Below are 20,206 nucleotides of genomic sequence, written 5' to 3'. Positions count from 1 at the left end.
CGTCCTCTCCCTATACGCGCCAGAAGGCGCATTCTGCCGGGGCCTTGAGCAGGCTTTCAAGCTCTTCGTCCAGCTTGATGACCGTGATGGTCGCGCCCGTCATCTCCATGGAGGTCGCGTAGCGGCCAACCAGCGGCATCACGATCTCGACACCGAGCGCATCAAGCTTCTTTCTTGCATGGCGATAGAGAATGTAGAGCTCTTCGGCGGGTGTTGCGCCAAGCGAGTTCACGAGAATGGAAATGCGGTCGCCCTTTGCCAGAGGCTGGTCGGCCATGAGGCGCTCCAGCATTTCTTCTGCAATCTCGTCGGCGGGCTTGATCGCGTCGCGCCAGATGCCGGGCTCGCCATGGATGCCCATGCCCATTTCCATTTCCGTCTCGCCGATCTCGAAGGTCGGCTTGCCGGCCTGCGGGATGGTGCAGGGCGTTAGCGCCATGCCGATGGAGCGGCAGGCATCGGCGGTTATCTGGGCGATGCGGGTGACTTCATCCAGATCGTCGCCACGCTCGGCGGCAGCGCCCGCGATCTTGAAGGCATAGACCATGCCGGCCACGCCGCGCCGCTTCTCGGCCTCTTCCTTCGGGGCCGAAACCACATCGTCGGTCAGAAGCACGGTGGTGGTGCGGATGTCGTGTTCCATCTCGGCCATCTCGCCGGCCATGTCGAAATTCATGACATCGCCGCCGTAATTGCCATAGAGGCGCAGCACGCCCGCGCCGCCATCGGCCAGCCGGATGGCTTCCGCCATCTGCTCGGCGGAGGGGCTGGCGAACACGTCGCCAATGGCGCAGGCATCGAGCAGGCCGGTGCCCACATAGCCGGTGAAGATCGGGAGATGGCCGGAGCCGCCGCCCGTCACGATGCCGACCTTGCCCTTTTTCGCGCCCGCTGCCCGGGCAATCACGCGGCGCACCGGCTGCGCATAGGTTCCGGGATGGGCTGCGACCATGCCTTCGAGCATTTCATCGACATAGTCTGCGGGGTTGTTCAGGATCTTTTTCATACCTTGTGCTCCCAGGGGGTTGCGTTCAAGCCGGCGTTCAGGCTTCCAGCGGACGCGCCATGCGCTGGCGGTGTTTTGCGAGACGGTCGAAGACGATCGGCAGGCCGGTGCCCACGATGATCAGACAGCCGATGACGAATTTCTGCCAGTAGGACGGAACACCGGCCATCAGCAGCGTGGTGTTGATCATGGTGATCACGAACACGCCGAGAAGCGTGCCGAGCACGGTTCCGTGCCCGCCGGTGATGCGCGCCCCGCCCAGAACCACGGCGGCGATGACGTTAAGCTCCATGCCGACGAGGTCGAACGGATTGGCCATGCGCGAGAGCGTCACATGGGTCATGCCGGCAAGACCGGCAATCGCGCCGGCAATCACATAGATCAGCACTTTGACCCGCTTGATGCGGATGCCAATGCGCTGGGCTGCTTCTTCCGAGCCGCCGATTGCGTAGACCTTCCGCCCGAACAGGGTGAAGTTCATGATGATGGCGAGCGCGATGGTGACCGCCACGAGCACGAGGAAGGAGGCGGGAAGCGACACCATCTGACCAACCGCGTTCTCGATGCGGATGAGGATGGTGCGGGAGAAATTGATCACTTCACGCGGCACCGAGGTGATGTAGGTGGTGCCAAGGAAGGTGAGCAGCGCGCCGCGGAAGAAGGAGAGCGTGCCGAGCGTAACGATCAGCGTGTTGAGACCCAGCCCGCCGATGAGCAGGCCGTTGATGAGCCCCAGCCCCGCGCCAATGGCGGCGGCGATGACGAAATAGGCGATGATCGGCAGGTCGAGATCGATGCCCAGCACGATCTTCATGGTCGCATACATGGCGAATGCGCCGATGGCGGTGTGCGAGACATCGATACCGCCGGAGGCGAGAACCATCATCACACCAAGCGCAAAAATGCCGGTCACCAGACCGTTGCGAGCAAGATCGATCAGCGTGGCGGGTGTGAAAAAGGCCGGGTTGATGAGGCCTAGAACGACTGCGAAAAGCACCGCGACGAGGAACACGATGCCTGCGGGGTTGCAAAGATGCGGGCAAGCGCGTTCATGTCCGGTCCTCCCTGATGACTTCGTTGTAGAGTGTGTCTTCGTCCACCGTTGCAGCGTCGAAACCTGCGGTGATGCGCCCGCGCACCATCACCAGAATGCGGTCGGAGAGCGCGAGCGCCTCGGGAATGTCGTCAGTAACGACCATGACCGCCGTGCCGTTGCGGCTCAGTGAAACGAGCAGTTCGTGGATCTCGCGTTTGGACCCCACATCGACGCCGACCGTCGGGCCGTTGAGGATGAGAAGCCGGGGATCGATCTCCATCCAGCGCGCCAGCACGACGCGCTGCTGGTTGCCGCCCGAAAGTGTTGCCACTGCGGGCGTGACGTCAGGCGTCTTGATCCGTAGGTTCTTCACCGCGTCGCGTGCCCGCTGCAACAGGCTTGCGGCGCTGACGATGCCGAAATGGGTCGACTTCTCAAGGCTGGAGACGGTGATGTTGTCGCGGATCGGCTGGTTGAGGAAGAGACCTTCCGTCAGCCGGTCTTCCGGCACATAGGCGATGCCCCGCTCGATGGCGTCGTGCTGGCTTTTGAAGGTGACGGCCTCGCCATCGATCTCGATGCGCCCGGCATCCGGCTTCATGTAGCCGAACAGGGTCTGGGCGAGTTCGGTTCGGCCGGAGCGAGAAGGCCGACCACGGAGACGATCTCGCCCGGGCGCAGCTCCAGATCCACATCGACAAAATTGCCGCGACGACCGAGGCCGCTGGCGGCGAGGAACGGGCGCTGGACCTGGCTTTCCTCACGCGGCAGTCGCTGGCTGTCCACGGAACGGCCGGTCATGGCCTCGACGAGGCGCTCGGTATCGAACTCGCCGATGGGGCCTTCTACCACCACGGAGCCATCGCGCAGCACGGTGACTGTGTCGCAGACGGCGAAGACCTCTTCGATCTTGTGGCTGACGAACAGGAATGAAACGCCTTCCTTCTTCAGTGCGCTGACGATCTCGAGAAGATGGGCGACCTCGCTGCGCGTCAGCGCGGTGGTCGGCTCATCCATGACGATGATGCGCGCCCTGTTGGCGAGCGCCCGGGCAATGGCGACGAGCTGTTTGGATGCGACGGGGAGAAGTTCAACCGGAGCGTCGGGGTCGATCTCCACCTGCATGCGCTTCAGCGTGTCGATGGCCAGTCTGCGGCGCGCGCTGCGTTTGTGCAGCACGTCTGCGGAGGTAACCGAGGTCAGGAAGCCGATGTTCTCCCAGACGCTCAGATTGGGAAACAGCGAAAAGTCCTGATAGATGACCGAAAGGCCGGCGGTGATGGCGCCCATCGGGTCGTTGCCCAACTGGCGGCCGTTCAGCGAAACCTGGCCTGCGTCTGCGCTCACCACGCCTGACAGGATCTTGATCAGTGTCGATTTGCCTGAGCCGTTCTCGCCGGCCAGACAGCGCACCTCTCCGGTGCTCAGTTCGAGATTGACGTCCTCGAGCACGCGCACCGGCCCGTAGGCCTTGCGGATGTCCCGCATCTGCAGGATGGGCGTGCTTCCGCTCGCTTCGTCGTTCATGGGAAATCTCTGTTGTTCAGGCAAGGCCGCCGGGCGGACAAGGCCCGGCGGCGGTTGGATCGAGAGGCGCGCAGACGACTGCCGGTCCTGATGGCAGGACCGCAGACGGGCTCCATGCGTCTCTCGTTTCCGGTCACGTCAACACGCTACGATCAGAAGTCGTATTCGCTCATGTTGTCCGTGGTGACATCGACCCAGGCCTGGCCGTAGAGCACCTTGCCGTCGAGCTTGATGGCGTTGTAGCCCTCGACGCCGAGGTCCATGCCGTCGGTGACCTCCTCACCTGCGATGGCCATGGAAGCGACCTTGTTCATGGCGATGCCGGCCTTCGCGGGATCCCAGAAGGAGATCATCTCGATGGCGCCGGTCTCCAGATAGGGGCCGGCGACCGAAACGAGGCTGGTGCCGACGATCTTGACCTTGCCGTCGAGACCGGCTTCTTCAACGGCCAGAGCCGCACCCACGACATCTTCACCAGCCGAGCCCTGAATGCCCTTCAGGTTCGGATAGGTGCGCAGAAGCTCCTTGGTCTTCTGGTAGGCGGTCTGCTGCTGCTCGTTGCTCTCCAGCTTGTCGGTGACAAGCGTCATGTTCGGGTATTTTTCTTTCTGGTACTCGATGGCGGCGTCGACCCACTCATTGTGGGTCTTGGCGGTCAGATGGCCGACGAACACGGCATATTCGCCTTCGCCGCCCATGGCCTGTGCGAGCGCTTCCATCAGATGACGGCCATAGGCCGCATTGTCGAAGGCTTCCACGTCATAGGTGATGTTCTGGAGGCTGGACGCCTCGTGGCCGATGACCTTGATGCCGGCGTCGAGCGCCTTGCCGAGAACGGGCTCCAGAGCCTCGGGCGAGTTCGGCACGACGGTGATGGCGTCGACCTTCTTGGCGATCAGGTCTTCGATCATCTGCACCTGCAGCGCCGCGTCGGCGGAAGCCGGTCCAACCTGCGTTGCATCGTGGCCGGTTTCCGCGGCGTATTCATTCACGCCCTCTTCCATGCGGTTGAACCAGGCAATGCCCGAGAGCTTCACCACCGTCACGATGGAGTGCTTGGCATCCTGCGCGTGCGTAACGGCGCCGGCCCCGACGATCAGCGCGGCGCCAAGCGCCACGCCGGCGGTCAGTTTCCTCAAATTCATAGCCATGTTTTTCCTCCTCTTGATACACTTCTCATGCGCCCCGCCGGCCAGGATGGCCGCCAGTCAGGCTTCATCGGACGTCCGCTGTTGAGCTCCCCTTCATCAGATCGCTGTTGCGGGCGTACAATTCCTTGAATGTGCGATAGCGCGCGTCATAGACGGCGCGGTTCTCCTCCTGCGGTGCGATCCTCCGCTCCATAGGGTTCCAGCGCCGGATGTCTTCGCGACCGGCCGCTCCTACAGCGACGGCTGCGAGAAACGCGTTGCCGAAGGCTGCGCCGACCGTGTTGGCGGCCACGTCCTGTGTCTTGCCGCTCGCATCCGAGATGGCCTGCGACCAGACGGCGTTCTTGGTGCCGCCACCGACCGCGGCGATGCGCTTGATCGATGCGCCGGCGCCCTCATAGGTTTCGATCACCGAAGTCACGCCATAGGCGATGCCCTCGAGGAAACCGCGATAGATGTCTGCCCGTGTGTGGGTGAGGTCGAGGCCGAAAATGATGCCGCGCGCGTGCGGATCGTGGATCGGCGTGCGTTCGCCGGAGAAATAGGGCAGGACCACGATGCCGTTTGCGCCGACCGGCGCGCCCTGCGCCTCTTCGGCGAGCAGTCGCAGCGCCTCCTCGGAATCCAGCTCGCGGGCGAACTGTTCCTGAAACCAGCGGGTGAGCGTGCCGCTCGTGGATGTGCCGGACATGCAGGCGTGCTGTCCTTCGAAAAGCCATGGCGCATACCACAGCCGCCCATCCTCCACGCGGTGATCGGTCACCAGAATGATGAACATGGTCGAGCCATACATCATCATCATCTCGCCGGTTCCCAGAACCCCGACGCTGACGGCCTCCGAAGCCGCATCGATGGTGCCGGCCGTTACAGGCGTGCCCGGCGCAAGCCCGGTTTCCTTCGCCGCCTGTTCCGTAACATGGCCGGCAATCTCGGTGCTCCAGAGAAGCTCCGGCAGACGCTCCGGCGCGATGATGCGGTCGGCGTAGCGATCGGTCCACCGGTTGGTGTGGATGTCGTAGAGCGGGCTGGAAGACGCGGCAGAGTAGTGATCGATGACGAAGCGTCCCGTCAGCCGGTGCACGAGGAAGGAAGACGAGTTCATCACCTTGTGGGTGCGGGCGTAGATCTCCGGCCGGTTCTTTTTCAGCCAGAGGATTTTCGGACCGACCGACTGCGAGGTGAGGGCGTTGCCGCATTCGGCAAGCAGCCTCTCTTCGCCGATTTCGGCGGTCAGTTCCTCGATCTCTTCCGCCGCCCGGGTGTCGACGCCATAGAGCACGGCGTTCATCAGCGGCTTGCCGTCTTCATCGACCGGCAGCATGCAGGGGCCGATGCCGCTCGCCGCCACCGCCTTGATGCTTTCAGGGGCGATGCCGGTGGAGGCGATCAGTTCCCTGCTGATGGCGCAGAATTCGCCCCACCAGTCTTTCTCGGCGTCATGTTCGGCCCAGCCGGGCTGCGGCACGATCATGTCGTGTCGTCGCTTCGCCGTGGCCAGAATGCGTCCCTGACCATCGGCCAGAACGCCCTTTGTCTCAAAGGTTCCGATGTCGATGCCGAGATAGCAATCCATCAGGTGTAGTCATCCCGGTTCAGGCTGAAATCGGCGTCGACCCGGCGGATCGCGGCGATCAGCAGTTTCGTAAGGGCTTCCAGATCGCGCAGGTCGCACATTTCAAGCGAAGTGTGCGTGTAGCGGCAGGGGAAGCACATATCGATACAGGCGACGCCTCATTGACGAGCTGCACATAAGAGGAATCCGTCAGTGCACCGGTGTGTGCCGTGCGCTGCAGATTGATCCCCTCGGCTGAAGCCGTGTCAGAGAAGAGCTTCGGCAGGGCCGGGTGCGGAATGGTGCCGTTCAGCGTGCCGCGCCCGTGGAACGAATAGAGGCTCATTGCAGGGCCATTGCCGAGCGCGACTTCGCCGCGCTGGGTCATGTCGGGCGTATCGGCGTTGAGCGCCAGATCGAGCTGGATGGCAATGTCGGGGTTGATCGCGCGGGCCGCGACCATCGCCCCCTGAAGGTTGAACTCCTCAAGCACGGCGAAGACGAAATGCACCGTGGGGCGCGGGCCTTCTGCGGCGAGTGCGCGGGCGACCTCGACGATGACAGCACAGCCGGCGCGGTCATCGACCGAGGTGCCGATCAGGCGGTTTTCATTGAGTTCAATGACACGCGGGTCATAGACCACCGGCGTGCCGATCTCGATGCCCAGCGCCTTGACGCCCGCAGCGTCTTCCGCGCCCACATCGATGAACACGTCCTGATAGGGCGTAACCTTGTATTTCTCGTCCGGCGGCGTGGCGTGATGGCTCTTGTTGGCGATGACGCCCTGCACGTCGCGACCCTCGCCGACGCAGAACAGAACGGCCTGCGCGGGCAGGGCCTTTTCCGGGATGCCGCCCAGCCGCTCGATGCGCACCAGACCGTTATCCTCGATCTTGCGCACCATGAAGCCGAGCTGGTCGGTGTGGGCGAACAGCATGACGGAGGGCGCACCTTCGTCACCTTCCAGTGTGGCGATCAGGTTGCCGAGGCGATCCGTGCGAAGGACAAGCGGCAGATCGGCGAGCTCTTTCTCGATGCGGCGGCGCACGCGGTCTTCATGACCGGACAGGCCCGGCGTCAGCATCAGGGTTTTGAGCAGGGAGCGGAGACGCTCTTTCATGATTGGTGAGCCTTTCGTTTGAAGAACGCCTTCACATCGAAGGAACCGAAAGCCGCGCGATAGGACATGACGGCAATGAGCAGGCCGCCGAAGAAGAGGTCGCGGGAGAAGGCGCTGAAGGAGAGGATGTTGAGCCCGCTGGAGATGAACTGCAGGCAGATCACGGCCAGGGCCACGCCGGTGACGGTGCCGAAGCCGCCGGCCGGGCTGACGCCGGCAAGGATGTTGATGAGGATGACGAGCAGCAGATAGGAGCTGCCATAGTCCGCATTGGCCGAGTTGACGCGTGCCAGAACCACCAGACCGGCAAGTGCGGCGATAAAGCCGGCGATTGCGTAGATCTGGATGATCAGCTTCTTTCCGGGCACACCGGCGAAATCGGCGGCGACCGGGTTTGCGCCGAACAGGCGCAGGCGCATGCCCACCGGCGTGCGGCGCAGAAGAAAGGCGAGGCCCGATGCAACGAGCGCAAACAGCACGAGCGGAAGCGGGAGCACGCCGCCGATCGTCCAGTTGCCGAACGCCGTGTACCAGTCGGGAAGACCGGTGATGGCCGGGCCGCGCGTGATGATGATGCCGATGCCGGCGAAGAGCTGCATGCTGCCGAGCGTCGCGAGGATGGGTGGCAGCCGCAGATAGGCGATGAGAAAGCCGTTGAACGCGCCGCAGACGAGCCCCACAGCGAGACCGGCAGGGATGGCGAGCCATGCCACTTCCGGTCCGGCTTTCATGGTCACTGCGGCCACGATGGAGGCCAGATTGGCGATGGCGACCACCGAAAGGTCGATGCCGCCGGAAATCATCGTCGGCAGGACTGCCAGCGACAGAAGCCCAAACTCGGGGAACTGGAAGCCCATGGACTGCAGATTTGACGATGACAGGAATGTCGGGCTGGCGATTGCGAGCGCAACGAAAATCAGCGCCGTCAAAATACCAAGGCTTCGTAAGTGTGAGCCTGTGGTGTCCTGTCTTGCGTCCATGGTCTTCCTCCCCAGGTCCCGATGGTTAGCCGCCGCGGGCGGCTTTTACGATCTGCATGAACTCCTTGGCCCGCTCTGGATCGACCGGGTTCCAGGTGTTGCCGTCGACCTTGAGCGACGAGCCCACGATGCAGCCATCGGCGATCTTGAGAATGTCGGCCACGGTGTTGTGGCGCACGCCCGTATTGGCCAGAACCGGTGTGCCGGTGACCTTTTCCTTGACCGATTTGAGATCGGTCATCTCGGCGGCCTCGCCGGTGATGGCGCCAGAAACGAGCACGGCATCGGGAATGGAGGAGAAGACGGCAGAGCGGGCGCGATCGGCCAGCGGGCGCTTGTCCATGGAATCGGCGAACTCGGCCGACACGTTGTAGAGCATCACCAGATCGTCGCGGCCAAGGCGGTTGCGGTAGCGCAGCGCCTCGCCGGCATTCGGCGTCCACGGGCCCATGTCGGAGGCATAGGTGCCAGTGAAAATTTCGCGGACGAAGGAAGCGCCGGTTGCCGTTGCAAGCGCGACGGTGCTCATCGGATCCCACAGAACGTTCACGCCGAAAGGCTTCTTGATCTCGTTGCGCAGCTGGCCGATCACATAGGCCATGGCGGCGGTGGAGGCGATATCGACCTTCAGCTCATAGGGGCGGTCGTTCTCATTGCCGAACATCACCGCGTCGACATCGGCTTCCTGCAGGGCGGTGAGATCCTTGCGCGCTGCGGCGACAATGCCGTCAATGCCCGCATCCGCATCATAGAGCGGCGAGCCGGGCATCGGCAGAAGATGCACCATCGAGATGATGGGTTTCTTGTCGCCGAAGAGCTGCTTGAACTTTGACATTCCGTGCCTTTCTTTCTTTGTTTGGGCCATCCCCTCAGACGAGGGTGATGGCCGGTATCAGTGGTCGATAGGATGCGACGAGATCCGCGCCGCCTCTGTCGGTGATCAATTCGTCGATGGCATCGAGCCCGCAAACTTGCGCAAAGGCGCGTTTGCCGAACTTGCCGTGATCCGTGATCACGACAATGCGCTTCGCGCGTTGAATGGCCTTCTGCTTGGTTTCGGCTTCTTCAAATGTGGCGGTGGTGATGCCGTCATGGTCGACTGCGTCTGCGGCAAGGAAACAGATGTCTGCCCTGATGCTGGAAAGCGCCTCCTTGGCCCAATTGCCGACAAGGCTGAAATAGCCATTTCTCACCCGACCGCCGACAATGTGCACCTCTGTCGCCCCCACCGAGGCTGCCTCCGCCACCTTGAGATCGATCGCCACGATCGTGACACGCCTGCCTGCAAGCGCGTGTGCGGTTGCGAGCGCGGTGGTGCCGGAATCGAGAAGCACCACCTGGCCGTCAAGAACCTTTGCGGCAGCGGCCTGACCGATGCGTTGCTTGAGATTCTGGTTCTGTCGGACCTTCTCCAAAAACAGCGGCTCGGTAGCATCCTCACCAACACCGCGCGCGACAACGCCGCCATGGGTTCGCGTCACCACGCCCGCCTGTTCGAGCACGGCAAGATCGCGGCGCACGGTGGGGAGGGAGATGTCCAGAATGGCGGATAGGTCCGCATTGCTCACGCGCTTGCGCTCGATGATGACGTCAATCATCTGCTGCTGTCGCTTTTGCGGAAACCGGTGGTGCATACTGCCTCCCTTTCTTTGATCGTTAATGATCGTATTGAAAGAGTCAATAGCTAAAGAACATTGACTGAAGCCGACCGTGGCTGCGACCTGCATGAAAGCCTGACGCCTGTTGTCGCCAGCGCCGGGTTTCCAGCATTGCTTGGGTTTTCCTTACTGCGGTTTCCGCTCAGGCCTTGACCAACCGCTTCAACAGGGAGTTTGGGCAGTTATTGATGCAATTGCGTTCGCTCTTTCACCGTCGCCCGTTGCCAGCCGAGACGCAATTGTTGGCTTCGCCTTGCGTCTTAAGGACCGCGCGGTCGTCAGATAGGAGGCGATGAGCGCGGCCGGTGCACGACTGATTCGTGCCGCCAGCCAAAGCCCGTGCGCGACTGGCCCATCTACCTGGGGTGTACAGCACTGCCCAGGTTGGACTTATGGTCAACCGCTTTGTCAGTTCTGGGAGGTTGAAAAGGTCTTCAGACGGACTTTGACAGCAATCCAGCCAGGACGTCGCGCCCGATCTCTCGTCCGCGTTCCAGTGCTCCGGCCACACCGTCGCGATTTTTCAATGACCGTGTCTGCTCCATTTTGGAGATTCCGGTCAGCGCTTCAATGTGAACGCGGAAGCCCACGATTCTCGGCATCATGCGGGCGATGTCCGCTTCAGAAATCCTGTCGAGCCGCCAAGTGCCGCCGATGCGGCGCTCGGACAGGCGAACGATGTCTTCCATCAGGGAGCGCATATCCGCACCGCTCACCGGCTCTATTTCCCCGCGCAGATGCACCGCCTGATAGATCCAGGTGGGCACGTCCTCGTCTTCCACATACCACTCTGGTGATACATAGGCTGACGGGCCGTTGAACACCGCCAGCATCGGCCCCGGTTCCATGACGTCTTCGGCCTGTGGGTTGATCCGCGCGATATGGCCGATAACGGTGCTGCAATCGTCTGCGTCGCTTTCGAAGAAAAGCGGTGTCTGTGTTGCTTCCATCGTGCCGCGGCGGGAGGTCATGATCGTTGCGAGCGGATACGCGCGCACAAGGTCCCGTGTCTCCGCGTCACTCGCTCGATAGAGAGGCGGTACGTAGGGCCGCTGGATTTTCCCTGTCATTGCCATTCCTTCTGGGCCACCGCACCACGCAGTGCAACGTAGTGCCCGGGGGCTGCCTCGGTGAGATGATACGGGGCCTCGGCGCCAGCCGCGTCGTAATAGGGGAGCTTGTCCATCGCGGCACCGCAAATGTCGTCGCTTGATGCCAGCCGCACCCCGTCCTGCGCCCGTTCCAGCCGTGGTGAAGCCGACAGCAGCTGCCGTGTATAGGGGTGGCGCGGTAGATCGAAGAGCGCACCGGTTTCCGCCTGTTCCATGATGCGCCCCTTGTTGAGCACATAGAGGCGCGCGCAAAGCTGCTCGACGATATGGAGGTCGTGGCTGATGAAAAGGCAGGCGAAGCCGAACTCGCTCTGCAGCTGTTTGAAGAGCGCCAGTATCTGCGCCTGGATCGTGACGTCGAGCGCCGAGACGGGTTCGTCCGCGATGACGAGGTCAGGCTTGCTGATAAGGGCCCGGGCGATGGCCACGCGCTGGCGTTGGCCGCCGGAAAGTGCGTGCGGAAAGCGCTGCGCCATTTCACGCGGCAGCCCCACCGCCTCCAGCATCTCTTCGGCTTTTGCCTGTTTGGCCGCTTCGGACATGGTCTTGTCCTGCCGCAGGCCCTCGCGCACGATGCGCCCGATCCGCATGCGCGGATTGAGGGAGGAATAGGGGTCTTGAAACACGAAGCGGATGCGGCGGCGAAGCCGGCGCTCCAGCGCCGGCGGGCAGTCATCCATGTCCTGCCCGTCAAAGACAATCCGGCCCCCGGCCTTGGAGACCAGCTTGCCGACCGCGCGGCCTATGGTGCTTTTCCCGCTGCCGCTCTCGCCCACGAGCCCCACGAACTCGCCGGGTTGCACCGTCAGGGACACATCGCGCACCGCATGGGTCGTCGTGTCTGCCATAAGGCCGAAGAAGCGCTTTTCCCGGAACTCCACCCGCAACCCCTCGACGGCAAGCAGGGGAGGACCTTCCTCACCTTTGACCGGACTGGGCTCCCCAAGCTGCGTGGCGGCAAGAAGTCTGCGGGTATAGTCGTGCACAGGCGCGCGAGCACGGATTGCGTGGTGCCCGCCTCGACAAGGATGCCCCGCTCCATGACCGCAATCCGTGCCGCATAGGCCGCCACGACCGCCAGATCGTGCGAGATCAGTATGACCGCCGTGCCATTGGCGCGGGCAACCTCGGCCATGATGTCGAGAACCTCCTTCTGCACGACGGCATCAAGCGCCGTGGTCGGCTCATCGGCGATCAGCAGCGCCGGTTTCAGCATCATCACCGAGGCGATCATGATCCGCTGCCGCATTCCGCCGGAGAACTCGTGCGGATAGCGCTTCAGAAGCGCTTCCGGGTTTCGCAGCTTCACCTGCCGCAGCATCTCCAGTGCGCGTTCGCGGATCTGCGCCTCGGTCAGGTCCGTATGCTCTCGCATCGCCTCATACATCTGCTCACCGATCCGCATGCTCGGATTGAGCGAGGAGAGGGGCTCCTGAAAAATCAGCCCGACCTGCCTGCCACGCATCAGCCGGAGCTCTTCCTGCGATCCCTGTGACGTCACCTCCTGGTTCTGGAACAGAATGCGCCCGCGGGTGACCGCTCCCCCGCCCGGCAAAAGCCCCATGATAGCCCGCCCGAGCATGCTCTTGCCGCTGCCGCTCTCGCCGACCAGCGCCATGATCTCTCCGGGGGCGAGTTGAAAGCTTACGCCCTTCACCACCGGCCGCGCGCCGAAGGAGATTTCCAGATCATCGACTGAAAGAACGGGCGTGTGTTCAGTGCTTTCTGCCATGTCAGATAACCTCCTTCGAGGTGGTGGACTTCGGATCCAGCTCGTCACGGAGGGCGTCGCCGAGGAAATTCACGCCAAGGAGCGCAACCGAGATGCAAAGCCCCGGCAAGAGCCCCAGCATCGGGTAGCGCATCAGATGCGCCTTTGCTTCAGCGAGAATGTTGCCCCAGCTCGGCTCCGGTGGCGGTACGCCGAGGCCGAGAAAGCTCAGGGCGCTTTCTGCCAGAAGTACCCAGCCAAACATCATCGTGGTCAGCACGATGAGCGGCGCAATGCAGTTGGGGAGCACATGCACCAGGAGCGTATAGAAGCGCGAGTTTCCCATGGTCGTCGAAGCCTCGACGAATTCCGACTGGCTCACGGAGAGGACGGAGCCGCGCACCACGCGCGTAACGGCGGCAGGTAGGCCACGGAAAGCGCGAGGATGACGCCGTAGCGGTTCGGGCCGATGATCGCCATCAGCCCAAGCGCGATAAGCAACCCCGGAAAGGCCATCAGCGCATCCAGAACGACGATCAGCACCCGGTCGAACCAACCGCGAAAATAGCCCGCCGCCGCACCGAGCAGTGTTCCCAGAACCACCGGGATCAGTAGGGTGGAAAGACCGATCGAAACGGAAACCCACGCGCCACGCATGAGGCGCGACAGAATATCCCGGCCGAACATGTCGGTGCCCAGCGGATGCGACAGGGAGCTTCCGGCGAAGCGGTTCAACAGGTCGGATTTGAGCGGGTCATGGGGCGTATAGACGTTGCCCAGCACTGCCACACCCAGAACGAGGCTGACGAGAATGACGCCGGCCAGTCCGTTGGCCTTGCCCAGAATACGGTTCGCGAAACTCATGAAAGACGCACCCTTGGGTCGAAGAAGGAATAGGCTATGTCGACAAGGAGATTGGTCAGCACATAGACCGCGGCGATGAACAGAAGTGCGCCCTGCAGCACCGGATAGTCACGGGCGTAGATCGAATCGACCAGAAGCTTGCCGAGGCCGGGCAGCGTGAACACCGTCTCAGTCACCGCTGCGCCGGCCAGCAGTCCCGCAAGCATCACGCCCACCATTGTGAGGGTTGGCGCGAAAGCGTTCGGAAAGACATGGCGCCACAGGACCTTGCGCTCCGGCAGGCCCTTGGCGCGGGCATGCGTGATGTAATCCCGGCCCATGATCTCGAGGCTTCCAGCCCGCATCATGCGGGTAAGAACCGCTATCTCCGAAAGGGCCAGCGATGTGACCGGCAGAATGAGATAGAGCATGCCCCGGCCCAGATCGTCGCTGATCGAAACGAAGCCGACGGTCGGTAGCCAGCCCAGTATCGCCCCGAAGAGGACAAGAAGCATCAGCCCGACCCAGAAGCTCGGCATCGAGAGTTTGAGGATGGTCAAGAAGACGATGGCGTAGTCCGTGCGGCTGTTATGGCGGTGCGCAGCCAGAAGCCCGGCGGGGATCGACACCAGAAGTGCCGATCCCATAGCCAGGAGCACGACCGTCGCCGTCACACCGAAGCGCTGCCACAGGAGGCTGCCCACCTCCTGCCCGGTCATGATGGAGGTTCCCAGATTGCCGGAGAAAACCTCGCGCAGCCAGACAATGAACTGCACCGGCATTGGCTGGTCGAGCCCCAACTGGCTGCGCATCTGCTCCAGCGTCGCCTCGTCGTCGATATTGCCGCCCAGCATCATCAATGCCGGGTCTCCGGGCAGCGCCCGCACCAGCGCGAAGATGATCACCGCCACGATCACGAAAGTGGGGATGGACATCAGCACGCGCTTGAGCACGAAGATGGGCATGGTCGCCTCCCTGGCCTGCGGTCAGTCTTTCACCTTGAGCATCCAGCCGCGCAGCAGCCCAGCGCCCCAGTTTTCAAACCCGTCGATCTTGCTCGACATGCCGGTGAAAAGGGTGCGGTGCCCAAGGCCGATCGCCGGAACTTCCGCGATGAAGGCTTCGTGCAGTCTGTCGATGATCGCCTGCAGTTCTTCTGGATCGCCCGTCCGCAGGGATTCGTTCATCATCGCCACTGCATCCGGGTTCTTCCATGCCTTGCGGTCAGCGTCTCCGGTGAACATCTCGAAGCTTAGCCCGGCGTGCAGGCGCGGCGAGAAGGTGAAGCTCTGCATCTGGTAGCCGGAGCCGTTGCGATAGGCTTCGAGCTGACTGCCCCATTCGACCACTTCGAGCCTGGCATTGATGCCCGCATCCATCATCATCGCCTGCGCCATCAGGGCCCGTTCGTAATAGGCGCCGTTGCGGCGGGTTGCGAGGATGGTGATCTCTTCTCCGTTGTAACCGGCTTCTTCGAGCAGTGCCTTGGCTTTCTCCACGTCATAGGTCAGATACTTCGCCTGCACGTCGGTGTAATTGGCCGACATCGGCGGCACCGGCGATGGCGACGCCTTGCCGAAACCCTCGGTGATGGCCGCCATGATGCGCTGCGGGTCGATCGCATGCGCCATGGCGCGGCGGATGCGGACATCCGAAAGGACCGGGTCGTCGGAGTTGAGGAGATAGGTGTCCCAGACGGCCGACTCCGCAGCGTCAACGCTGAAGTTCGGCTGGTCCTTGAGCTCGGCCGCAGTCATGGCGTCAATATCGACCAGATCGAGATCCCCGGCGAGCAGCGCCGTCTTCGACACCGCGCCTTCGCCCACAATCTCCCAGCGCAGCACGTCGACCGTAGGGTTCTTGCCGCCGCCATAGCCATCGGGCGCCCCGTCGCGGCTGGAATAGTCCTCGAAGCGATTCAGCTCGACATAGCGCCCCGGAGCGTGGTCTCCCATCATGTAGGGGCCGGTGCCGATTGGTTTGTTCCAGCTGCCGTCGGCGTTGACGGAATCGGGATGCAGCACCGCCATCGAACCGCAGTCGAAACGTGCCATTGTCGCCAGAAACACCGCATAGGGTTCGGCAAGCGTGATGACGAAAGTGTCGTCGGCCTGTGCCTTGGCGGACGTCACCTTGATGTTGTTCTCGCCATTGAAGAAGTTCTTGCAGTGGGATTCGGAAGCCTCTCCTGCGAGCCGGTTCCAGGACCATTCCACATCACTGGCGGTCATTTCTTCGCCATTGTGAAACTTCACGCCCTTTCGGAGCTTGAATGTGTAGGTGCGTCCGTCCTCGGAAATCTCATAGCTCTCGGCCAGCATGGGGATGATGCTGAAATCGCTCGCATAGGTTACGAGCCCTTCGATCATGTGACCGTGCACTTCATCGGTGTTGCCGTCGCGCGTCACACCCGGATTGGTGCCGCGAATGTCGGCATTGAGCGATGTCCTCACCATGCTGTCGGCCATGGCCGGCGCGACGCCGCCGAGGCCGACTGCTGCCGCAAGCGCAATTGAACGGAAGTTTGTCGTTCTCTGTCTCATATGCTGTTCCCTCTTGTTTTCATTATGGTTTTTATTGTCAGTGGAGCTGATAGCGCACCGTTTCGTCGGACGTGTAGGGCAACTGGCGCACACGCATTTCCCCGGCGCCGGCGTCCATCAGGATCATCGCCACGGTGGCGGAGAGGTAGGCGTTGGTCTCGCCTTCATTGCCCTCCGGCGTGCGGATGATGCCGCGCGGCGAACCGAAGCGGTCGTCAAGCGCGCGGCTCAGGCTGTCGAGGTCGTGCCTGTGCCCATCTTTCTCGATGAGCTGGCGCAGGCGCCTGTCCCGGAAAAGCGTGTCGGCACCACGGGCAATGCCCCTGTCGCGCTCCCGTATCCGCGCCTGAGGCGTGACGAAATGATTGGAGTGAGTCAGACACGCTCCGTCCGGCGCCTGCCAGTAAATTTCGTCCGGAGTGGTTTCGAAGTTCAGGCAGTCGCCGCTGCGAGCGCAACTGATTGTCATGTTGTTGGAAACCGTGCGCGGCAGGCGATAAAGCTCGGTCAGGGCCTGGGAATAGCCGCCTGCCTCCAGAACACGCCGCCGGATGACGGAGAGGGGAATCCCATAAGGGCGGGTTCCATCCTGCGCACTGACCAGATTGTTTCCTGTTATGGCCACGCCCTGATCGTTGAACCCGGCGCGCGCGAGGCCTCCGGCTTCGACATAGGTGAGAATATCCGGGTGCCGGTCTGAGCGGATCTTCAAAACAACCGTGCTTTCGGCGCATTCCGGCAGCCAGTCCCAGTTCTGAACGTGCAGAAGGCGGCCGTTTTCGGAGAGACCGGGGAGCACGACGGCAGCCGTGCATCCGTCATCGAGCGAAGCGGTGTCCTTGGGGGCCTGCGCATGAAGGTTGATGATTTCGCTCCGGCCATTGATGACCAGAACTTCCTCAAGCTTTACCCCCGCGCCCTCGGCAATGCCGCGCAGTTCCTCAACCGCGTCTGGAACCTGAACGGCCAGCGCCTCGCGCAAGCGTGCGGAATAGCCGAGCACACTGTCCCAGCCGAGTTCGTGCTGCCGGAACAGATCCTGATAGACGGCGAGCCCGTGACGCAGTTGCACATCGGCCTGCCGCCCGTAGGAAAGGCCACGTTCGAAGGCCGGCCCTTCGATCTCGACGAGCTTGGGAGCGGCCACCATCAGCGCGTTCCCGGAGCGGGCAGTCGATCCCGCAACACGCCGGTGAAGAAGCTCTCGACATAGGGAAAAACGCCCATCATATCGTGTGTGACACCGGGCACGGTGTCATGCCAGACATCCACGCCGCGCGCCTCCAGGCTTTCGCGCAGGGCGTGCAGGCGGTGGTTGCGGTTGCGGCCTGCGCTGTTCGCACCGGGAATGAATTTGGGTGAATTCTCGGGAAAGGTGATTTCCCATTCCTCGGTATCCAGCGCTCCGACCGACATGTGCACCCTGACATCTTTCAAGGCCGTGAAGTCGATGCCGCGCCCGAACACCTCCCCGAAATTGCGAATACCCGGCCACCAGTCCATCGTTTCATCGAGCAGCGTCACCGATCCAGGGGCGCCAATCGAGACGGCCTTGAGCCGCTCGGGATGCAGATAAAGGAAGCGATGCGTGAAGTGCCCTCCGCCGGAAAAGCCGAAGAGCATGAATTTCTCGAACCTGCGATTGATGAGTTCGCCCGCTTGCTCGACCATGGCCAGCAGAACCTCATCATAGCGAATGTCGCCCTCGATCATGTATTTGTAGCCGCCGGCTTCCATGTCGCCCCGCACGCCAACGGGAAACAGCGGCGCAAGAATCACGCAGTTGTTGAAACGGCCGAAGCCGGAAAACGCGCCGCGATAAAGCGACTGCAGCCGCATGGTCCCATGCACGGAGACCAGCAGGTCAAGCGTGCGCTCCGGCTCGCTCCAGGCGCTTTCAGGAACGTAGAGCATGAACGAAAACCGCGGATCCTGCCGGCAGGCGATGATCGTCGTCTCACCGGTCAAATACAATGCGCGGGCCCGCTCCTGCGGACTGTCCTGCACGCGTGGCAGCATGTGGAAAGCCTCCTGAACTCATTCGTAGGGGACGTTAACCGCGGGATTTTTTGGTGTCAAAATAATTTTACAAATTGGCGCCAATTTTGAAGATGATATTGCTTCGCCGATTTTTCCCGATTATGTTCGCCACGAAAGAAACGTGGGGGCCGGCTGGGCGATGGCGCGAAAACAAGATCCAAATGGCGAGAAGACCCGGCCTGACGAAATTTCCCAGCGCATCATGGCGGACATCAATGCCGGCGTCCTGCGCAGGAGAGTGGCTGAAGCAGATTGATCTCGAGCGCCGTTACGACTGCACGCGGATCAAGGTGCGCGATGCGCTGGCCTATCTGCATTCCAAGCGGCTGGTGGAGCACATTCCCAACCGAGGCTATCGTGTGCCCGAGCCGGACGCCGTCCGCGAAAGTGAGATCGGCGAGGTTCGCGCACTTCTTGAAGCCCATGCGGCCGCCGATGTGATCGATCAGGCGACCGATGGCGATGTCGCCCGTCTGCGCGAGCTCGCCGAGGCCTTTCGCGAGGCCGCATTCAATGGCACCTCGTTTTCGCAGATCGAGGCCAACTATGCGTTTCACGCGGTTCTCTATGGTTTCTGCCGCAACGCCGTGTTGCGCGAACTGATGCTGGACATGCGTCAGCAGGGGCCTGCCGCTCCCGTGGGGCAATGGCAGACGCTTGCCCAGTTGCAGCGCGCGACACAGGACCATTTCGACATAGTCGATGCGATCGAGCAGAGGGATCTGAATTTGCTGCGCCGCCGCATCATGGCCCATATCGCCGGTGAGCGGCGGCAGGAAGAGAAAACCGATGACGCTTGATCCGGCACTCCGCCGTATGCTCGACCGCTCCCAGGCAGCGGGCGGACCTCCGCTCCAGGACATGGCGGTGGAAGATGCGCGCTCGGCCATGCGCACCATGTTCCGCAACAATGGCTATCCGACCCGCCACGAGGTCGAAGCGGTTCATATCGCGGCATCAGACTGCCGGGGCACGTTCGATATCCACCTCTACCGACCCGAAGGAACAGAAGGGCCGCAACCGGCCATCGTCTATTTTCACGGCGGCGGCTTCGTGCTCGGCGATGCGGAAACCTACGATGTGCATTCGCGCGCTCTGGCGCATCTCACGCAGGCCGTGGTGGTCTTCATCGGCTACCGTCTGGCGCCGGAACATCCGTTCCCGGCCGCCGTGGAAGACGCGGCAGATGCGATGGAGTGGCTGGCGGAGCGCACTGAAACCCTCGGTCTCGATCCGGACAGGTTCGTTTTGATGGGAGAAAGCGCCGGCGGCAATCTTGCGGTCAACGCGGCTCTCCATGCGCATCGCACCAATTGCCTTTCCCTTCGCAGCCTCGCACTGATCTATCCCGTCACCGACATGCGTCCTTTTACAGGCGCGGATCAGATCTACCCCTCCGTCGAGACCTATGCGAAAGGCATGAACCTGGATGCGGACGAGATGCGTTGGTTCTGTGAGACCTACCTGAAAGTGCGTGACGAAGGCGTGTTGCCGGAAAACACGCTTTTTTTCCAGCCGGACCTGCATCTGCTGCCGCCCACGCGAATTTACAACGCTGAATGCGATCCCCTGCGCGATATGGGCCTCGCTTTCGCGACATGCCTCATTGAAGCCGGCGTGGAGGCTCAGGCGGAATGCTTTCCGGGCATGCTGCACAGCTTCATGTGCCACGGTGGAATATCTTCCCGTGCGTTGAGGCATTTCTTTTGCATTGTGGAAGATATTTCAGCGGCGCTCGCGCGATCCGGCGCCCACCACGGCAGGTTCTCCGCCACACGCTCACAAGCCCGCTCGGCGCCGGTCCCCGGGTGAGCTGAATGCGGAGCGCATTGCGTGCTAGGTCCAGGGGATGATTGATAACATCGGGGCGGTTACGCCTGGCATTGCTCAGGTTGCGAGGCGAAGGGCATTGCTCGGCATTGCCATA

At 62.2% G+C, this 20,206-nt stretch carries 17 protein-coding genes and 2 pseudogenes; 2 read left to right on the top strand and 17 right to left on the bottom strand.

The genetic code is table 11. The features are described 5' to 3' along the window. Positions 1–10: 10 nt before the first annotated feature. From JCM21793_RS07010 to JCM21793_RS06935, 17 genes and pseudogenes are all read right to left on the bottom strand, one after another. Positions 11–1,006, bottom strand: a complete 996-nt coding sequence (locus JCM21793_RS07010) for a dihydroxyacetone kinase subunit DhaK (RefSeq protein ID WP_007007617.1) — start codon at positions 1,004–1,006, stop codon at positions 11–13. Positions 1,007–1,043: 37 nt separating this feature from the next. Then, positions 1,044–2,018 (bottom strand): ABC transporter permease, encoded by a 975-nt coding sequence (locus tag JCM21793_RS07005; RefSeq protein WP_025029910.1) that lies wholly within the window; start codon positions 2,016–2,018, stop codon positions 1,044–1,046. Positions 2,019–2,055: 37 nt separating this feature from the next. Beyond that, positions 2,056–2,643 carry an ATP-binding cassette domain-containing protein gene (locus JCM21793_RS30145; protein WP_244439688.1) on the bottom strand — a complete coding sequence of 196 codons (588 nt, stop codon included), beginning with the start codon at positions 2,641–2,643 and terminating at the stop codon, positions 2,056–2,058. Then, on the bottom strand, positions 2,640–3,569 hold the full coding sequence (locus JCM21793_RS30140; protein WP_244439687.1) for an ATP-binding cassette domain-containing protein: 930 nt from the start codon (positions 3,567–3,569) through the stop codon (positions 2,640–2,642). The genes JCM21793_RS30145 and JCM21793_RS30140 overlap by 4 nt, the downstream gene beginning before the upstream one ends. A 152-nt stretch (positions 3,570–3,721) precedes the next feature. Beyond that, positions 3,722–4,714, bottom strand: coding sequence for an autoinducer 2 ABC transporter substrate-binding protein (locus JCM21793_RS06995; protein ID WP_007007614.1), 993 nt, complete (start codon positions 4,712–4,714; stop codon positions 3,722–3,724). A 70-nt stretch (positions 4,715–4,784) separates the two neighbouring features. Continuing rightward, a complete protein-coding gene (locus JCM21793_RS06990; RefSeq protein ID WP_025029908.1) occupies positions 4,785–6,293 on the bottom strand; it encodes an FGGY-family carbohydrate kinase in 1,509 nt (502 codons plus the stop codon). 58 nt (positions 6,294–6,351) lie between these two features. Further along, positions 6,352–7,392 carry a M42 family metallopeptidase gene (locus JCM21793_RS24595; protein WP_244439686.1) on the bottom strand — a complete coding sequence of 347 codons (1,041 nt, stop codon included), beginning with the start codon at positions 7,390–7,392 and terminating at the stop codon, positions 6,352–6,354. After that, on the bottom strand, positions 7,389–8,372 hold the full coding sequence (locus JCM21793_RS06980; RefSeq protein WP_025029907.1) for an ABC transporter permease: 984 nt from the start codon (positions 8,370–8,372) through the stop codon (positions 7,389–7,391). Before JCM21793_RS06980 ends, JCM21793_RS24595 begins: the two co-directional genes overlap by 4 nt. 25 nt (positions 8,373–8,397) lie before the next feature. Continuing rightward, entirely contained in the window at positions 8,398–9,207 is an 810-nt protein-coding gene (locus tag JCM21793_RS06975) for a BtpA/SgcQ family protein (RefSeq protein ID WP_025029906.1), read from the bottom strand. A 34-nt stretch (positions 9,208–9,241) separates the two neighbouring features. After that, a complete protein-coding gene (locus tag JCM21793_RS06970; RefSeq protein WP_025029905.1) occupies positions 9,242–10,006 on the bottom strand; it encodes a DeoR/GlpR family DNA-binding transcription regulator in 765 nt (254 codons plus the stop codon). A 458-nt stretch (positions 10,007–10,464) separates the two neighbouring features. Then, complete coding sequence (locus tag JCM21793_RS06965) at positions 10,465–11,100, bottom strand: FMN-binding negative transcriptional regulator (RefSeq protein WP_162175217.1); 636 nt, start codon at positions 11,098–11,100, stop codon at positions 10,465–10,467. After that, a pseudogene (locus JCM21793_RS31410) lies at positions 11,097–12,874 on the bottom strand (dipeptide ABC transporter ATP-binding protein). Before JCM21793_RS31410 ends, JCM21793_RS06965 begins: the two are co-directional and overlap by 4 nt. Before the next feature lies 1 nt (position 12,875). Beyond that, positions 12,876–13,717: pseudogene (locus JCM21793_RS24580) on the bottom strand (ABC transporter permease). Continuing rightward, the gene (locus JCM21793_RS06950) at positions 13,714–14,661 is read right to left on the bottom strand and encodes an ABC transporter permease (RefSeq protein ID WP_025029903.1); all 948 of its coding nucleotides are present in this window, start codon (positions 14,659–14,661) and stop codon (positions 13,714–13,716) included. Before JCM21793_RS06950 ends, JCM21793_RS24580 begins: the two are co-directional and overlap by 4 nt. Positions 14,662–14,682: 21 nt before the next feature. Next, a complete protein-coding gene (locus tag JCM21793_RS06945) occupies positions 14,683–16,239 on the bottom strand; it encodes an ABC transporter substrate-binding protein (protein ID WP_025029902.1) in 1,557 nt (518 codons plus the stop codon). A gap of 37 nt (positions 16,240–16,276) precedes the next feature. Then, a complete protein-coding gene (locus tag JCM21793_RS06940; RefSeq protein ID WP_025029901.1) occupies positions 16,277–17,389 on the bottom strand; it encodes a C45 family autoproteolytic acyltransferase/hydrolase in 1,113 nt (370 codons plus the stop codon). Next, positions 17,389–18,258, bottom strand: a complete 870-nt coding sequence (locus JCM21793_RS06935; RefSeq protein WP_025029900.1) for an alpha/beta hydrolase — start codon at positions 18,256–18,258, stop codon at positions 17,389–17,391. Before JCM21793_RS06935 ends, JCM21793_RS06940 begins: the two co-directional genes overlap by 1 nt. Positions 18,259–18,494: 236 nt before the next feature. On the opposite strand from JCM21793_RS06935, the gene JCM21793_RS24575 reads away from it, so the two are divergent. Both JCM21793_RS24575 and JCM21793_RS06925 read left to right on the top strand, forming a co-directional pair. Further along, the gene (locus tag JCM21793_RS24575; RefSeq protein ID WP_051556131.1) at positions 18,495–19,079 is read left to right on the top strand and encodes a GntR family transcriptional regulator; all 585 of its coding nucleotides are present in this window, start codon (positions 18,495–18,497) and stop codon (positions 19,077–19,079) included. Further along, positions 19,069–20,091 (top strand): alpha/beta hydrolase, encoded by a 1,023-nt coding sequence (locus tag JCM21793_RS06925; RefSeq protein WP_025029899.1) that lies wholly within the window; start codon positions 19,069–19,071, stop codon positions 20,089–20,091. The genes JCM21793_RS24575 and JCM21793_RS06925 overlap by 11 nt, the downstream gene beginning before the upstream one ends. Positions 20,092–20,206 lie beyond the last annotated feature (115 nt).

Origin of the sequence: Nitratireductor aquibiodomus NL21 = JCM 21793, assembly GCF_000615975.1 — a bacterium.
GTDB lineage: Bacteria > Pseudomonadota > Alphaproteobacteria > Rhizobiales > Rhizobiaceae > Nitratireductor > Nitratireductor aquibiodomus.
The sequence above is the reverse complement of the archived record's forward strand: the minus strand, read 5'-3'. Positions and strand labels throughout refer to the sequence as shown.

Bases quoted from the DNA above. Each gene is read 5' to 3' on its own strand.
- JCM21793_RS07010 (WP_007007617.1), bottom strand. From the start codon at position 1,006: ATGAAAAAGATCCTGAACAACCCCGCAGACTATGTCGATGAAATGCTC.
- JCM21793_RS30145 (WP_244439688.1), bottom strand. From the start codon at position 2,643: ATGAAGCCGGATGCCGGGCGCATCGAGATCGATGGCGAGGCCGTCACC.
- JCM21793_RS30140 (WP_244439687.1), bottom strand. From the start codon at position 3,569: ATGAACGACGAAGCGAGCGGAAGCACGCCCATCCTGCAGATGCGGGAC.
- JCM21793_RS06995 (WP_007007614.1), bottom strand. From the start codon at position 4,714: ATGAATTTGAGGAAACTGACCGCCGGCGTGGCGCTTGGCGCCGCGCTG.
- JCM21793_RS06990 (WP_025029908.1), bottom strand. From the start codon at position 6,293: ATGGATTGCTATCTCGGCATCGACATCGGAACCTTTGAGACAAAGGGC.
- JCM21793_RS24595 (WP_244439686.1), bottom strand. From the start codon at position 7,392: ATGAAAGAGCGTCTCCGCTCCCTGCTCAAAACCCTGATGCTGACGCCG.
- JCM21793_RS06980 (WP_025029907.1), bottom strand. From the start codon at position 8,372: ATGGACGCAAGACAGGACACCACAGGCTCACACTTACGAAGCCTTGGT.
- JCM21793_RS06975 (WP_025029906.1), bottom strand. From the start codon at position 9,207: ATGTCAAAGTTCAAGCAGCTCTTCGGCGACAAGAAACCCATCATCTCG.
- JCM21793_RS06970 (WP_025029905.1), bottom strand. From the start codon at position 10,006: ATGCACCACCGGTTTCCGCAAAAGCGACAGCAGCAGATGATTGACGTC.
- JCM21793_RS06965 (WP_162175217.1), bottom strand. From the start codon at position 11,100: ATGACAGGGAAAATCCAGCGGCCCTACGTACCGCCTCTCTATCGAGCG.
- JCM21793_RS06950 (WP_025029903.1), bottom strand. From the start codon at position 14,661: ATGCCCATCTTCGTGCTCAAGCGCGTGCTGATGTCCATCCCCACTTTC.
- JCM21793_RS06945 (WP_025029902.1), bottom strand. From the start codon at position 16,239: ATGAGACAGAGAACGACAAACTTCCGTTCAATTGCGCTTGCGGCAGCA.
- JCM21793_RS06940 (WP_025029901.1), bottom strand. From the start codon at position 17,389: ATGGTGGCCGCTCCCAAGCTCGTCGAGATCGAAGGGCCGGCCTTCGAA.
- JCM21793_RS06935 (WP_025029900.1), bottom strand. From the start codon at position 18,258: ATGCTGCCACGCGTGCAGGACAGTCCGCAGGAGCGGGCCCGCGCATTG.
- JCM21793_RS24575 (WP_051556131.1), top strand. From the start codon at position 18,495: ATGCCGGCGTCCTGCGCAGGAGAGTGGCTGAAGCAGATTGATCTCGAG.
- JCM21793_RS06925 (WP_025029899.1), top strand. From the start codon at position 19,069: ATGACGCTTGATCCGGCACTCCGCCGTATGCTCGACCGCTCCCAGGCA.